This is a genomic window from Algoriphagus kandeliae, from assembly GCF_004571135.1.
GTDB lineage: Bacteria > Bacteroidota > Bacteroidia > Cytophagales > Cyclobacteriaceae > Algoriphagus > Algoriphagus kandeliae.
Genome location: NZ_SPSB01000004.1, coordinates 411,965 through 424,385 on the forward strand (window position 1 = coordinate 411,965; position 12,421 = coordinate 424,385).

The 12,421-nt window shown below is 42.6% G+C and carries 24 protein-coding genes; all 24 read right to left on the reverse strand.

The genetic code is table 11. The features are described from left to right. Positions 1-2: 2 nt before the first annotated feature. Positions 3-449 carry a 50S ribosomal protein L15 gene (rplO, locus tag E4S40_RS14095; RefSeq protein WP_135075439.1) on the reverse strand — a complete coding sequence of 149 codons (447 nt, stop codon included), beginning with the start codon at positions 447-449 and terminating at the stop codon, positions 3-5. A 2-nt stretch (positions 450-451) separates the two neighbouring features. Then, positions 452-631, reverse strand: a complete 180-nt coding sequence (rpmD, locus tag E4S40_RS14100) for a 50S ribosomal protein L30 (RefSeq protein WP_135075442.1) — start codon at positions 629-631, stop codon at positions 452-454. Positions 632-636: 5 nt separating this feature from the next. Further along, positions 637-1,155, reverse strand: a complete 519-nt coding sequence (gene rpsE, locus E4S40_RS14105; protein WP_135075445.1) for a 30S ribosomal protein S5 — start codon at positions 1,153-1,155, stop codon at positions 637-639. 6 nt (positions 1,156-1,161) lie between these two features. Further along, positions 1,162-1,512 (reverse strand): 50S ribosomal protein L18, encoded by a 351-nt coding sequence (gene rplR, locus E4S40_RS14110; RefSeq protein WP_135075447.1) that lies wholly within the window; start codon positions 1,510-1,512, stop codon positions 1,162-1,164. A 6-nt stretch (positions 1,513-1,518) separates the two neighbouring features. Then, positions 1,519-2,076: a 50S ribosomal protein L6 gene (gene rplF, locus E4S40_RS14115; RefSeq protein ID WP_135075450.1), complete on the reverse strand. Its 558-nt coding sequence runs from the start codon at positions 2,074-2,076 to the stop codon at positions 1,519-1,521. A gap of 9 nt (positions 2,077-2,085) precedes the next feature. Then, positions 2,086-2,481 carry a 30S ribosomal protein S8 gene (rpsH, locus tag E4S40_RS14120; protein ID WP_135075453.1) on the reverse strand — a complete coding sequence of 132 codons (396 nt, stop codon included), beginning with the start codon at positions 2,479-2,481 and terminating at the stop codon, positions 2,086-2,088. 81 nt (positions 2,482-2,562) lie between these two features. Then, the gene (gene rpsN, locus E4S40_RS14125; protein WP_135075456.1) at positions 2,563-2,832 is read right to left on the reverse strand and encodes a 30S ribosomal protein S14; all 270 of its coding nucleotides are present in this window, start codon (positions 2,830-2,832) and stop codon (positions 2,563-2,565) included. Position 2,833: 1 nt separating this feature from the next. Beyond that, positions 2,834-3,394 (reverse strand): 50S ribosomal protein L5, encoded by a 561-nt coding sequence (gene rplE / locus E4S40_RS14130; protein ID WP_135075459.1) that lies wholly within the window; start codon positions 3,392-3,394, stop codon positions 2,834-2,836. Next, the gene (gene rplX / locus E4S40_RS14135) at positions 3,387-3,731 is read right to left on the reverse strand and encodes a 50S ribosomal protein L24 (RefSeq protein WP_135075461.1); all 345 of its coding nucleotides are present in this window, start codon (positions 3,729-3,731) and stop codon (positions 3,387-3,389) included. Before rplX ends, rplE begins: the two co-directional genes overlap by 8 nt. 2 nt (positions 3,732-3,733) lie before the next feature. Further along, positions 3,734-4,102, reverse strand: a complete 369-nt coding sequence (gene rplN, locus E4S40_RS14140) for a 50S ribosomal protein L14 (RefSeq protein WP_135075464.1) — start codon at positions 4,100-4,102, stop codon at positions 3,734-3,736. 2 nt (positions 4,103-4,104) lie between these two features. Continuing rightward, positions 4,105-4,368, reverse strand: coding sequence for a 30S ribosomal protein S17 (gene rpsQ, locus E4S40_RS14145; protein WP_135075467.1), 264 nt, complete (start codon positions 4,366-4,368; stop codon positions 4,105-4,107). An 18-nt stretch (positions 4,369-4,386) separates the two neighbouring features. Then, positions 4,387-4,569 carry a 50S ribosomal protein L29 gene (gene rpmC / locus E4S40_RS14150; protein WP_135075470.1) on the reverse strand — a complete coding sequence of 61 codons (183 nt, stop codon included), beginning with the start codon at positions 4,567-4,569 and terminating at the stop codon, positions 4,387-4,389. Between the two features lie 8 nt (positions 4,570-4,577). Further along, positions 4,578-4,997: a 50S ribosomal protein L16 gene (gene rplP / locus E4S40_RS14155; RefSeq protein WP_135075473.1), complete on the reverse strand. Its 420-nt coding sequence runs from the start codon at positions 4,995-4,997 to the stop codon at positions 4,578-4,580. A gap of 23 nt (positions 4,998-5,020) precedes the next feature. After that, positions 5,021-5,746: a 30S ribosomal protein S3 gene (gene rpsC / locus E4S40_RS14160; protein ID WP_135075476.1), complete on the reverse strand. Its 726-nt coding sequence runs from the start codon at positions 5,744-5,746 to the stop codon at positions 5,021-5,023. Positions 5,747-5,755: 9 nt separating this feature from the next. After that, positions 5,756-6,148: a 50S ribosomal protein L22 gene (gene rplV / locus E4S40_RS14165; RefSeq protein ID WP_135075479.1), complete on the reverse strand. Its 393-nt coding sequence runs from the start codon at positions 6,146-6,148 to the stop codon at positions 5,756-5,758. 2 nt (positions 6,149-6,150) lie between these two features. After that, the gene (gene rpsS / locus E4S40_RS14170) at positions 6,151-6,429 is read right to left on the reverse strand and encodes a 30S ribosomal protein S19 (RefSeq protein ID WP_024284771.1); all 279 of its coding nucleotides are present in this window, start codon (positions 6,427-6,429) and stop codon (positions 6,151-6,153) included. Between the two features lie 2 nt (positions 6,430-6,431). Continuing rightward, positions 6,432-7,256 (reverse strand): 50S ribosomal protein L2, encoded by an 825-nt coding sequence (gene rplB / locus E4S40_RS14175; protein WP_135075482.1) that lies wholly within the window; start codon positions 7,254-7,256, stop codon positions 6,432-6,434. Positions 7,257-7,269: 13 nt separating this feature from the next. After that, positions 7,270-7,557, reverse strand: coding sequence for a 50S ribosomal protein L23 (gene rplW, locus E4S40_RS14180; protein WP_135075485.1), 288 nt, complete (start codon positions 7,555-7,557; stop codon positions 7,270-7,272). Positions 7,558-7,561: 4 nt separating this feature from the next. After that, a complete protein-coding gene (rplD, locus tag E4S40_RS14185; protein ID WP_135075488.1) occupies positions 7,562-8,191 on the reverse strand; it encodes a 50S ribosomal protein L4 in 630 nt (209 codons plus the stop codon). Positions 8,192-8,194: 3 nt separating this feature from the next. After that, on the reverse strand, positions 8,195-8,827 hold the full coding sequence (gene rplC, locus E4S40_RS14190) for a 50S ribosomal protein L3 (protein ID WP_135075491.1): 633 nt from the start codon (positions 8,825-8,827) through the stop codon (positions 8,195-8,197). A gap of 248 nt (positions 8,828-9,075) precedes the next feature. Next, on the reverse strand, positions 9,076-9,381 hold the full coding sequence (gene rpsJ, locus E4S40_RS14195; protein ID WP_135075493.1) for a 30S ribosomal protein S10: 306 nt from the start codon (positions 9,379-9,381) through the stop codon (positions 9,076-9,078). A 12-nt stretch (positions 9,382-9,393) separates the two neighbouring features. Continuing rightward, positions 9,394-11,514, reverse strand: a complete 2,121-nt coding sequence (gene fusA / locus E4S40_RS14200) for an elongation factor G (protein WP_135075496.1) — start codon at positions 11,512-11,514, stop codon at positions 9,394-9,396. Positions 11,515-11,520: 6 nt separating this feature from the next. Then, positions 11,521-11,988: a 30S ribosomal protein S7 gene (gene rpsG, locus E4S40_RS14205; RefSeq protein ID WP_135075499.1), complete on the reverse strand. Its 468-nt coding sequence runs from the start codon at positions 11,986-11,988 to the stop codon at positions 11,521-11,523. A 19-nt stretch (positions 11,989-12,007) separates the two neighbouring features. Continuing rightward, positions 12,008-12,397, reverse strand: a complete 390-nt coding sequence (gene rpsL / locus E4S40_RS14210; protein ID WP_106134406.1) for a 30S ribosomal protein S12 — start codon at positions 12,395-12,397, stop codon at positions 12,008-12,010. Between the last annotated feature and the right edge of the window lie 24 nt (positions 12,398-12,421).

Consider the following 12,421-nt stretch of genomic DNA (forward strand, 5'->3'; position numbering starts at 1 on the left):
AATTAAATTCTGTTAACGGAACCACCCGCTTTTTCAATGGACTCAACAGCGCTTGCAGAGAAGCTATGGGCTGTTACGGAAACCTTAGAAGACAATTCGCCGCCACCAAGAACTTTTACTTTGTCATTCTTAGAAGCGATTCCATGAACCACCATGGTATCGAAATCAATTGTTTCTAATTTGTAATCCGTAGCAAGTTGCTGCAAGGTATCCAAATTTACTGGTTTGAACTCAACTCGATTCAGACTTTTGAAGCCAAACTTAGGAACTCTTCTTTGAAGAGGCATCTGACCACCTTCAAATCCTAGTTTACGCTTGTAGCCGGAACGAGATTTGGCACCTTTATGTCCTCTGGTGGAAGTCCCTCCTCTACCGGAGCCCGGACCGCGACCAATTCGCTTACGGTTCTTGGTAGAACCTTCTGCTGGTTTTAATGTATGCAGTTTCATGATTAAGCTTCCTCTACTTTTACAAGATGATTTACTTTTCGGACCATCCCGGCGATCTGAGGAGTGTTTTCCACTTCCACAGTTCTGTTAATCTTACCAAGTCCAAGAGCAACAATTGTTGCTTTTTGATCTTTAGGTCTTTTGATGGTCGACTTGATTTGTGTGATTTTGATCTTCGCCATGATGATTATCCGTTAAAAACTTTAGACATTTTAACACCACGCTGCTGAGAAACGGCGATTGCGTCACGCAATTGCATTAAGGCATCGATAGTTGCTTTAACCACATTGTGAGGGTTAGAAGAACCTTTTGATTTTGCCAAAACGTCTGTTACACCGGCAGATTCAAGTACAGAACGCATCGCACCTCCAGCAATTACACCGGTACCAGCTGCAGCAGGCTTGATCAACACTAGACCACCGCCAAATTTACCAATCTGCTCGTGAGGAATAGTACCTTTCAAAACAGGAACCTTCACCAAGTTTTTCTTAGCATCCTCAATCCCTTTGGTGATAGCATCAGTTACTTCGTTAGCTTTACCTAATCCGTAACCAACCACACCATTTCCGTCACCTACAACTACGATTGCGGAAAATGAGAATCGACGACCACCTTTTACTACTTTGGCAACACGATTGATCGCTACTACCTTTTCTTTAAGTTCTGTATCTGTAGCCCTGATAGGCTTTTTTCTTAGTTGAGACATAGCTGATTAAAATTTAAGGCCTCCCTCTCTAGCACCTTCTGCCAAAGCTTTCACATTACCATGGTACAAATAACCATTTCGGTCAAATACCACTACTTCAACGCCATTTGCAGTAGCTCTTTCAGCAAGCTTTTTACCTACTTCTTTAGAAAGTTCCACATTCACGTTTTTCTTGGCTCCTAGCTCCTTAGAAGAAGCTGATGCAAGGGTGTGTCCTTTAAGGTCATCCACCAATTGTGCATAAATCCCCGTATTACTTTTGAATACGGATAAACGAGGTCTGGAATCAGTACCGGAAATCTTTTTCCGAATACCCTGCTTGATTCTAAGTCTTCTGGAATTCTTATTAAATGCCATAACCTATTATTTTTTAGCGGCAGTTTTACCAGCCTTACGTCTAATTTGTTCACCAACAAAACGGACACCTTTACCTTTGTAAGGTTCGATCTTACGAAGGGATCTGATTTTAGCAGCTACTTGTCCGATTAACTCCTTGTCAATTGCCTCTAATGTGATAATAGGGTTTTTACCCTTAGCTGTTTCAGTTTTAACAGCTACATCAGCAGGCAATGCAAAGAAAATACTGTGCGAATAACCCAAATTGAGTTCAAGCACTTGTCCCTGGTTAGAAGCTTTGTAACCCACACCAACCAATTCAAGCTCTTTCTTATATCCCTCGGATACACCGATGACCATATTATTGATCAAAGAACGGTACAATCCGTGCATGGATTTATGACGCTTAGAGTCAGTAGGTCGGGAAACGACAACCTCATTTCCTTCAACTTTCACCTGGATATCAGGATTTACCTCCTGAACCAGTGTACCCTTTGGACCTTTAACAGTAACCACTCCGTGAGCAGTCACGTCTACAGTAACACCGCTGGGTATATTTATTGGTTTTTTACCTATTCTTGACATGATAGTAAATTAATATACGTAGCAAAGTACTTCACCCCCAATGCCTTCATTGCGGGCCTCTTTATCAGTCATTACCCCTTTAGAGGTAGAAATGATGGCTACACCTAGTCCGTTAATGACACGAGGAAGCTCATCATGTTTTGCGTATTTACGAAGCCCTGGCTTAGAAACACGAGTCAAGTTGATAATTGCATTTTGCTTGGTTACTGGATTGTATTTCAAGGCAATTTTGATAGTACCTTGAGGTCCATTTTCCTCAAACTTATAGTTCTGGATGTAACCTTTATCATGCAATACTTTCGTGATTTCCTTTTTGATGTTAGAAGCAGGAATTTCTACGATTCGATGAGAAGCCTTGATGGCATTTCTCAATCGGGTTAGATAATCGGCTATTGGATCAGTCATGATATTTTAAGTCTAGCTCCGCCCGTTTTGGGCGTGCAAAGTTACGAATTGATTTTTTAAATAAAAACTACTGTCGTGATTTTACCAGCTGGACTTAGTGATTCCCGGAATCTTACCTGCAGCGGCCATTTCCCGGAAAGTAACACGATTGATACCAAACTTTCTCATGTAGCCTTTTGGACGGCCGGTAAGTTTGCATCGGTTATGAAGTCTTACCGGAGAGGCATTTCTTGGCAACTTATCAAGTGCTTCGTAATCACCGGCTGCTTTCAGCTCAGCTCTTTTCTTGGCATACTTGGCTACCAGGCGCTCTCTTTTTCTCTCACGAGCTTTGATGGACTCTCTAGCCATATTATTGTGGATTATTTTTATTGACGAAAGGCATTCCGAAAGCTTTGAGCAATGCAAAACTTTCTTCATCGGTAGTAGCGGAAGTCACGAAAGTGATATCCATACCGGAGATTCTATTCACTTTTTCGATGGAGATCTCTGGGAAGATAATCTGCTCAGTCACACCTAAAGTATAGTTTCCTCTTCCATCGAAACCTTTATCGGAGATTCCTTTGAAGTCCCGTACACGAGGCAATGCTACAGTCATCAATCTGTCCAGGAACTCATACATTCTGTCACCTCTCAAGGTAACCTTTGCTCCGATAGGCATTCCTTCACGAAGCTTGAAGTTGGACACAGATTTCTTAGCGATAGTAGCTACTGCACGCTGACCACTGATCAAAGAAAGTTCTTCAACCCCCTGGTCTACCAATTTTTTGTCAGCTACCGCAGCACCGATTCCTTTGTTAATTACAATCTTGCTCAACTTAGGAACCTGCATTACAGATTTATACTGGAATTTCTCCTTTAATGCCGGAACGATATCGTTCAGGTATTTTTCTTTCATTCTGGGATTAGCCATTGATCACCTCCCCTGTTTTCTTAGAATATCTAACTAGTTTCCCGTTTTCTCCTTGCTTGCGTCCTGTGCGAGTTGCTTCACCTGTTTTAGGGTCGATCAACATCAAATTACTGATATGTACAGAAGCTTCTTTCTTTTCGATACCACCTTGAGGCTTAGCAGCAGTAGGTTTCACGTGCTTAGTCACGATGTTGATTCCTTCTACAAAAGCTCTCTGCTTTTGGGTGTCGACAGCAAGGATTTTCCCTGTTTTACCTTTATCATCACCAGCGATCACCTTGACGGTGTCTCCGGTTTTCACGTGCAGTTTAGCCTGCTTTTTGATCACTTTTTTCATGATTACAATACTTCAGGGGCCAAAGAAACGATTTTCATATACTGCTTCTCCCGAAGCTCTCTAGCCACAGGGCCGAAGATACGGGTACCTCTTGGTTCGTCATTGTTGTTCAACAACACAGCAGCATTGTCTTCAAAACGGATGTAAGATCCGTCCTTACGTCTTACCTCTTTTTTGGTACGTACGATCACCGCTTTAGAAACGGTACCTTTTTTCATATTGCTGGAGGATAGGGCTGATTTTACAGTCACGACTACTTTGTCGCCGATAGAAGCATAACGCTTCTTCGTTCCACCCAATACGCGGATCACCAATACTTCTTTAGCACCGGAATTGTCCGCAACGCTTAGTCTGGATTCTTGCTGTATCATGATTATTTAGCCCTTTCAATAATTTCAACTAATCTCCAACGCTTGTTCTTACTCAGCGGACGAGTCTCACTGATTTTCACGATGTCACCTGGGTTACATTCGTTCTTCTCGTCATGAGCCATAAATTTGGTTGTCTTGGCAACGAACTTACCGTAGATTCCGTGCTTCACACGTCTTTCTACAGCTACAGTAATGGATTTATCCATTTTGTTGCTAATGACCTTGCCAATTCTTTCTTTACGAAGATTTCTTTCGATCGTAGCCATTTTCTTTTCTGTTAGCTATTATTTGGCGGCCAATGCAGTCTTCAATCTTGCGATTAAGCGCTTGGTCTCCCGGATTCTGTTAGGATTTTCGATAGGAGAAATTGAGTGAGCAAATTGCAACTTGCTCAGATTCGTTTTCTCGGCGCTGATTTTTTCAGCGATTTCACTTGCGGAAAGTGAAGTGATTTCTGAATATTTCATAGTGATGATTATTCTGCGTAATCTCTACGGACAATAAACTTCGTGCTAACTGGCAATTTTTGTTGAGCAAGTCGAAGAGCTTCTTTTGCTGTTTCGATAGAAACTCCGGTTGCTTCAAACAAGATGGTACCAGGCTTGATCACTGCTACCCAGTATTCAGGAGCACCCTTACCTTTACCCATACGCACTTCAGCAGGCTTTTTGGTGATCGGCTTGTCAGGGAAAATTCTGATCCAAACCTGACCTTCACGCTTCATGGCACGGGTCATAGCGATACGGGCTGCCTCAATCTGCCGGGAAGTAATCCATCCAGCTTCTAGAGACTTGATGCCAAAGTTGCCAAAAGCGAGCGTATGCCCCCTTTGAGCGATGCCTTTGACACGGCCCTTCTGCATTTTTCTATATTTAGTTCTTTTTGGCTGTAACATGATTTCTCACTTAACGGTGAAAATTAGCTATTTCTTTTTCTACGTCTTGGACCTCGGTCATTCTTGGCTCCGCCTCTACCCTTAGGCTCATTGGCAGCACCTTGGTTAGGAGAAAGATCTCGCTTACCATAGACTTCACCTTTGAAGATCCACACTTTGATACCGATGATACCATAAACGGTCTGCGCTTCAGAAACAGCATAATCGATGTCTGCTCGAAGGGTATGAAGAGGAATTCTACCTTCTTTGTACATTTCAGATCGTGCCATTTCAGCACCACCCAAACGACCAGAAAGTTTAACCTTAATTCCTTCAGCTCCTACTCGCATAGAAGCAGCAATAGCTTGCTTCATCGCACGACGGAAGGAGATTCTTGCCTGAAGCTGCTGAGCGATAGACTCACCTACCAATTTGGCATCCAATTCAGGTCTTTTGATCTCGAAAATATTGATCTGGATGTCTTTGTTAGTAAGCTTCTTCAGCTCTTCTTTCAATTTGTCAACTTCGGCACCACCTTTACCAATCACTACTCCCGGACGAGCGGTATGGATAGTCAAAGTAATTCTCTTAAGCGTACGCTCAATGATTACTTTAGAGATACCACCCTTAGGGATTCTGGCAAGGACGTACTTTCGGATTTTTTGATCTTCGTATAGTTTCTCAGCGAAGTCCTTCCCACCATACCAGTTGGAGTCCCAGCCTTTGATTATACCAAGTCGCAATCCTATTGGGTTAATCTTTTGTCCCATAGTCTGTTCTTAATTTGCCTGTTCGTTAGTTTCTACTATATCAGCGGTAACGTCCATGTCGTTGAAAGAATCAACTACAAGAGTCACATGATTTGATCTTTTGCGAATTCGGTGACCGCGACCTTGAGGAGCTGGTCTCAATCTCTTGAGAGATCTACCTTCGTTAACCATAATGGTCTTTACATATAGATCCGCTTCTTCAAGTTTAGCGTCAGGATTTTTCGCTTGCCAGTTGGCCACAGCAGATAGGAGAAGCTTTTCCAGACGGATTGCTCCGTGATTTGGAGTGTACTTCAGAATGCTCAAGGCCAATCCCACTCTTTTGCCTCTGACCAAGTCAGCGACTAGACGCATTTTGCGCGGAGAGGTAGGAACGTTATTTAATCTTGCTACTGCTTCCATGATTATCTCTTTCCTTTATCTTTTTTGGCAATGTGGCCTCTGAAATTTCTGGTTGGAGCAAATTCACCTAGTTTGTGACCTACCATATTGTCTGTTACAAATACTGGAATGAATTTATTTCCATTATGCACAGCAAAGGTATGACCAACGAAATCCGGGGAAATCATAGATCGTCGAGACCAAGTCTTGATGACAGATTTCTTTCCTGATTCGTTCATCGCGTCCACTTTCTTCAGAAGGTGATGCTCGATATAAGGACCTTTTTTTAATGAACGTGCCATGTTTATTTAGATCTTTTACTGATGATGAACTTGTTTGAATACTTCTTAGGGCTACGGGTTTTCTTACCTTTCGCAAGAAGTCCTGTACGGGATCTAGGATGACCTCCGGAAGATCGGCCTTCACCACCACCCATTGGGTGATCTACTGGGTTCATAGCCACACCTCTTACTCGAGGTCTTCTTCCTAACCATCTCTTTCTACCGGCTTTACCAAGAACCACATTCATGTGGTCACCATTGGATACTGTACCCACAGTGGCCATACAAGCACCCAATACAAGTCTCATCTCTCCAGATGGAAGCTTGATGGTAACATACTTACCTTCACGAGCAACGATTTGTGCATATCCACCGGCACTTCGTACCATGGCAGCACCTTTGCCCGGCTTCAATTCCACACAGTGTACAATAGTACCCATAGGGATGTTAGCCAAAGGCATTGCGTTACCAACTTCTGGAGCAACTTGCTCACCGGAAATCACTGTTTGCCCTACTTGCAAACCTTCCGGAGCGATAATGTAGGCTTTAGCACCGTCAGCATAGTATAGCAGGGCTAAACGGGCTGTTCTGTTAGGATCGTACTCAATCGCCTTTACGGTAGCTGGAACACCAAACTTATTACGCTTGAAGTCCACAACTCTGAGTCTTCTCTTATGACCACCACCGATGTAGCGGGCAGTCATTTTGCCATCATTATTTCTACCACCTGACTTCTTCAAAGGAGCAAGCAAAGATTTCTCTGGCTTTGATTTGGTGATCTCATCAAAAGCTGGAGCTACTCTGAATCTTGTCCCAGGAGTTACAGGCTTTAATTTTTTAATTGCCATGATTTCGATTCAATTAAATTTCTCCGTAAAAGTCAATTACCTCTCCGTCAGCTACCTGTACGATTGCTTTTTTGAAAGCATTGGTAAATCCTGACACGATACCTGTCTTGGTGTAGCGAGTCTTACGCTTCGCAGCGTAACGCATGGTTCTTACGGATACCACTTTTACACCGTAGGTTTTTTCTACAGCATTTTTGATTTCTGGCTTCTTAGCGGTTTTGTCTACGATGAATCCGTAAACTCCTCGCTCATTCATTGCAGAAATCTTTTCTGTAATCAAAGGCTGCTTTAGAATATCCATTGTCTTATTTCGATAAAATGGTTTCCAACTTACTTACAGAACCTTCACAAAGGACCAAGTGGTCTGCATTAAGAAGGGAGTAAGTATTCACATCATTCACAGTCACAACTTTTGCCTTAGGGATATTTCTGCTGGACAGGTAAACGTTCTTGTTGTCTTCAGGGAGAACCAAAAGCGTCTTCTTATCGGATAGCGCCAATCCATTAAGCAAAGCCAGATACGCTTTAGTTTTTGGAGCATCAAAAGAGATGTTTTCCAAAATTGACAAGCTGTTATCTTTCACCTTGTAAGCAAGGGCAGATTTTCTGGCTAGTTGTTTTACTTTTTTATTGAGTTTGAAAGAGTAATTTCTTGGCTTAGGACCAAAAACTCTACCTCCACCTCTAAATACCGGAGATTTCAAAGACCCTGCACGGGCAGTACCGGTACCTTTTTGCTTTTTGATCTTCTTAGTAGATCCAGCAACTTCATTTCTTTCTTTAGACTTATGTGTTCCCTGTCTTTGATTAGCCAGGTACTGCTTCACATCCAGATAGATGGCGTTGTCATTTGGCTCGATGCCAAAAATCTCATCGGACAACTGCACCTTTCTTCCGGTATCTTCGCCTTTTTGATTTAATACTGCTAATTCCATGGCTTACTTCTCTAGAATTACATAAGAATTTTTGTGACCTGGTACTGAACCGGATACCAAAAGGAGATTTTTCTCAGGATATACTTTCAATACTCTGAGATTCAACACCTTCACACGATTTCCGCCAGTTCTTCCAGCCATTCGCATTCCCTTGAATACTCGGGAAGGCCAGGAACAAGCACCGATTGAACCTGGGTGTCGCTGTCTGTTGTGCTGACCGTGAGTTTGACCACCCACACCACCAAAACCATGACGCTTCACAACCCCCTGGAAGCCTTTACCTTTTGAGGTTCCAATTGCATCGACGAAGTCACCTTCTACGAATACCTCGGAAGCCTTAACCGTAGCTCCTAGATCTACCTGGCCTTCAAATTCGACCCGGAAATCACGGAACTCAACAACCTTCTGCTTTGGCGTAGTACCGGCCTTCTTGAAGTGACCGATCAATGGCTTAGGAGTATTTTTCTCCTTTCGCTCTCCATACGCCAACTGCACTGCGTTGTACCCGTCTGTTTCAACGTTTTTTACTTGCGTCACTACGCAAGGACCAGCTTCTATTAGCGTGCATGCGACATTACGTCCATCGGCACTAAAAATGCTAGTCATTCCTACTTTTTTACCTATTATACCAGACATCTTTTGAAGATAATTTGATAATCCACAAGCGTTTATGCGCTTGGGGCCTTTTTAAGGACTGCAAAGTTACTGAAATAAAATTCTGCAGCAAACCCCAACTCTTATATTTTCAAACATTTACAAAATATTTACCTAGGATTGAGGTTAAAATACCCCTCTATCCAACAGGATCTTTGCAGAATCAGGGCAAAACAAAAGACCTGCAAAAATTTGCAGGTCTTTTTTGTATATAAATTTGGTTTAGTCTGTCAGACTTTGATCTCAACATCCACACCACTTGGAAGCTCGATTTTCATCAAAGCATCTACAGTTTTGGATGAGTTGGAATAAATGTCCACCAAGCGTTTGTAAGTACAAAGCTGGTATTGATCTCTCGCTTTCTTGTTTACGTGTGGAGATTTCAATACAGTGAATTTCTCCTTCTTAGTAGGCAATGGAATTGGACCTACAACGACAGCTCCGGTAGCTTTTACCGCTTTCACGATCTTCTCTGATGACTTGTCCACCAGGGTGTGATCGTATGACTTTAGTTTTATTCTAATTTTCTGATTCATCGCAAATATTGATTAGGCGTTCTGACCTTTTACGTTAGCAATTACGCTCTCAGCAATGTTGTTAGGCACTGGCTCATAGTGAGAGAATGTCAAAGTAGCAGTAGCTCTACCGGAAGAGATGGTTCTCAAATCGGTGATATACCCGAACAACTCAGACAAAGGAACAGAAGCTTTAACTACAGTAGAGGTACCTTTCGTATCCATACCTTTCATCAAACCTCTTCTTCTATTCAAGTCACCGGTGATAGGACCAGTGTATTCGTCAGGAGTCACTACGTCTACAGACATGATAGGCTCAAGCAACTGAGGCTTACACTTCTTAGCTGCTTCTTTGAAACCAATTCTAGCTGCCAATTCAAATGAAAGCGCATCGGAATCGACATCGTGGAAAGATCCGTGGAATAGACGAACCTTCATAGATTCTACCGGATAACCAGCCAAAGGTCCATTCTTCATCGCTTCAGCAAAACCTTTTTGGATAGATGGAATGAATTCTTTTGGAATCACACCACCCACGATCGCGTTTACAAACTCCAATCCAGGCTTCACTTCACCAGTCTCAGGGTCAGCTTCTCTTGGGCCTAATTCGAAGACAATATCTGCAAATTTACCTTTACCACCAGTCTGCTTCTTATAAACCTCTTTGTGTTCAACTGAACCAAACAAAGCTTCCTTATATGCAACCTGAGGAGCACCTTGGTTGATTTCAACTTTAAATTCACGCTTCAATCGGTCGATGATGATATCAAGGTGAAGCTCTCCCATTCCTCTCAAGATGGTCTGACCAGTTTCGTGATCAGTATTTACTTGGAGGGTTGGATCTTCTTCAACCAACTTAGCGATAGCCATACCTAATTTATCTACGTCAGCTTGAGTTTTAGCTTCGATAGCATAACCGATAACTGGCTCAGGGAAAATCATAGATTCCAATACCACTTTACGCTTTTCATCGCAAAGCGTATCACCAGTCTTGATATCCTTAAATCCTACAACCGCACCGATATCACCAGCCATCAATCGCTCAATCTGATTTTGCTTATTGGCGTGCATCTGGAATACTCGGGAGATACGCTCCTTGTTTCCAGAACGGCTATTGAATACATAAGAGCCAGACTCAAGTTTTCCAGAGTAAGCTCTTACAAAACAAAGTCTACCTACAAATGGGTCAGTAGCAATTTTGAAAGCCAAACCTGCAAATGGTTCGTTTTCGTCAGGTGCAATTCGAATTTCTTCTTCTTCGTTATCCAAAGCGTGACCTACGATGTCGTCCTTATCCAATGGAGAAGGCAACAATTCCATCACCAAGTCAAGCATGGTTTGAACACCTTTGTTTTTGAATGAAGATCCGCAGACCATAGGAACAATCTTCATGTCGATTGTTGCTTTACGCAACGCAGTCAAGATCTCCTCTTCGGTAATAGAATCTGGATCGTCGAAGAACTTCTCCATAAGAGACTCATCGTATTCAGCAACAGCTTCCAACAAATGCTCTCTCCATTGAGCAACTTCGTCTTCCAAATCTGCAGGGATATCTACAACCTCATAGGTCATTCCCATATCGTCTTCATTCCAAACGATTCCTCTGTTGTTGATCAAGTCAACTACTCCACGGAATTTGTCTTCAGCACCGATTGGAATTTGCAAAGGAACAGCATAGCTACCCAACATATCTTTCACTTGACGACATACGTCAAGGAAGTTAGCACCAGCACGGTCCATTTTATTAACGAAACCGATACGAGGCACTTTATAATTGTCTGCAAGTCTCCAGTTAGTTTCGGACTGAGGCTCTACCCCATCCACAGCACTGAAAAGGAAAACCAACCCATCCAATACTCGAAGAGAACGGTTTACCTCTACGGTAAAGTCTACGTGTCCAGGAGTATCAATGATGTTGATTTGATATTTGTGATCTCTGTAATTCCAAAAAACGGTAGTAGCAGCAGAAGTAATGGTAATACCTCTTTCCTGCTCTTGTGCCATCCAGTCCATGGTAGCAGCACCATCGTGAACCTCACCGATTTTGTGAGAAACGCCAGAGTAAAAAAGGATTCGCTCAGTAGTAGTAGTTTTACCGGCATCAATGTGAGCAGCGATACCGATGTTTCGGGTGTATCTTAAATCTCTTGCCATCCTAAATTAAAATCTAAAGTGAGAGAATGCTTTGTTGGCTTCTGCCATTCTGTGCGTATCATCTTTTTTCTTCACAGCGGCTCCTTCGCCTTTGGAAGCTGCGATGATTTCACCCGCCAATCTGTCCATCATAGTTTTCTCACCTCTTTTTCGTGCATAGGTGATCATCCATTTGATTCCTAGGGAGATTTTTCTTTCAGGTCTGACTTCCATAGGAACCTGGAATGTAGCACCACCAACTCTACGACTCTTCACCTCAACGGATGGAGAAATATTGTTTAGCGCTTTTTTCCAAACTTCAAGACCATTCTCACCTACTTTTGCCTCCACTTTCTCGATTGCATCGTAGAAAATGTTGTAAGCAATACTCTTCTTCCCGTCGATCATCAGACAGTTTACAAACTTGGTCACCAAAGTATCATTGAACTTTGGATCGGGAAGAATATATCTCTTCTTTGGTTTCGCTTTTCTCATTTTTCTTTCTAATTACAAATTACTTTTTGGCTGCTCCAGCCTTTGGTCTTTTTGCACCGTACTTGGAACGACCTTGCTTTCTGTCTTTCACACCTGCAGTATCTAGTGCACCTCGGATGATGTGATATCTTACACCTGGAAGGTCTTTCACACGACCACCTCGAATCAATACGATTGAGTGCTCCTGCAAATTGTGTCCTTCACCCGGAATGTAAGCGTTCACTTCTTTTCCGTTTGTCAATCTCACCCTTGCCACCTTTCTCATCGCCGAGTTAGGTTTCTTAGGGGTAGTAGTGTACACCCTGGTACAAACCCCTCTTCGCTGTGGACATGCATCCAAAGCTCTTGATTTTGATTTGGTTTCCAGCGTTGTTCTACCTTTTCTTACTAACTGTTGTATAGTAGGCATTAACTGATAATATTTAGTTTTCTG

What these genes read in the sequence shown, in the direction of transcription:
- rplF (WP_135075450.1), bottom strand. Translation starts at nt 2,076, where the DNA reads ATGTCAAGAATAGGTAAAAAACCAATAAATATACCCAGCGGTGTTACT.
- rplE (WP_135075459.1), bottom strand. Translation starts at nt 3,394, where the DNA reads ATGGCTAATCCCAGAATGAAAGAAAAATACCTGAACGATATCGTTCCG.
- rpmC (WP_135075470.1), bottom strand. Translation starts at nt 4,569, where the DNA reads ATGAAATATTCAGAAATCACTTCACTTTCCGCAAGTGAAATCGCTGAA.
- rplP (WP_135075473.1), bottom strand. Translation starts at nt 4,997, where the DNA reads ATGTTACAGCCAAAAAGAACTAAATATAGAAAAATGCAGAAGGGCCGT.
- rpsJ (WP_135075493.1), bottom strand. Translation starts at nt 9,381, where the DNA reads ATGAATCAGAAAATTAGAATAAAACTAAAGTCATACGATCACACCCTG.
- rplN (WP_135075464.1), bottom strand. Translation starts at nt 4,102, where the DNA reads ATGATACAGCAAGAATCCAGACTAAGCGTTGCGGACAATTCCGGTGCT.
- rplW (WP_135075485.1), bottom strand. Translation starts at nt 7,557, where the DNA reads ATGGATATTCTAAAGCAGCCTTTGATTACAGAAAAGATTTCTGCAATG.
- rpsS (WP_024284771.1), bottom strand. Translation starts at nt 6,429, where the DNA reads ATGGCACGTTCATTAAAAAAAGGTCCTTATATCGAGCATCACCTTCTG.
- rplD (WP_135075488.1), bottom strand. Translation starts at nt 8,191, where the DNA reads ATGGAATTAGCAGTATTAAATCAAAAAGGCGAAGATACCGGAAGAAAG.
- rpsL (WP_106134406.1), bottom strand. Translation starts at nt 12,397, where the DNA reads ATGCCTACTATACAACAGTTAGTAAGAAAAGGTAGAACAACGCTGGAA.
- rpsE (WP_135075445.1), bottom strand. Translation starts at nt 1,155, where the DNA reads ATGTCTCAACTAAGAAAAAAGCCTATCAGGGCTACAGATACAGAACTT.
- rplC (WP_135075491.1), bottom strand. Translation starts at nt 8,827, where the DNA reads ATGTCTGGTATAATAGGTAAAAAAGTAGGAATGACTAGCATTTTTAGT.
- rplR (WP_135075447.1), bottom strand. Translation starts at nt 1,512, where the DNA reads ATGGCATTTAATAAGAATTCCAGAAGACTTAGAATCAAGCAGGGTATT.
- rpsC (WP_135075476.1), bottom strand. Translation starts at nt 5,746, where the DNA reads ATGGGACAAAAGATTAACCCAATAGGATTGCGACTTGGTATAATCAAA.
- rpsG (WP_135075499.1), bottom strand. Translation starts at nt 11,988, where the DNA reads ATGAGAAAAGCGAAACCAAAGAAGAGATATATTCTTCCCGATCCAAAG.
- rplV (WP_135075479.1), bottom strand. Translation starts at nt 6,148, where the DNA reads ATGGAAGCAGTAGCAAGATTAAATAACGTTCCTACCTCTCCGCGCAAA.
- rplX (WP_135075461.1), bottom strand. Translation starts at nt 3,731, where the DNA reads ATGAAAAAAGTGATCAAAAAGCAGGCTAAACTGCACGTGAAAACCGGA.
- rpmD (WP_135075442.1), bottom strand. Translation starts at nt 631, where the DNA reads ATGGCGAAGATCAAAATCACACAAATCAAGTCGACCATCAAAAGACCT.
- rplB (WP_135075482.1), bottom strand. Translation starts at nt 7,256, where the DNA reads ATGGCAATTAAAAAATTAAAGCCTGTAACTCCTGGGACAAGATTCAGA.
- rpsH (WP_135075453.1), bottom strand. Translation starts at nt 2,481, where the DNA reads ATGACTGATCCAATAGCCGATTATCTAACCCGATTGAGAAATGCCATC.
- fusA (WP_135075496.1), bottom strand. Translation starts at nt 11,514, where the DNA reads ATGGCAAGAGATTTAAGATACACCCGAAACATCGGTATCGCTGCTCAC.
- rpsN (WP_135075456.1), bottom strand. Translation starts at nt 2,832, where the DNA reads ATGGCTAGAGAGTCCATCAAAGCTCGTGAGAGAAAAAGAGAGCGCCTG.
- rpsQ (WP_135075467.1), bottom strand. Translation starts at nt 4,368, where the DNA reads ATGGCTACGATCGAAAGAAATCTTCGTAAAGAAAGAATTGGCAAGGTC.
- rplO (WP_135075439.1), bottom strand. Translation starts at nt 449, where the DNA reads ATGAAACTGCATACATTAAAACCAGCAGAAGGTTCTACCAAGAACCGT.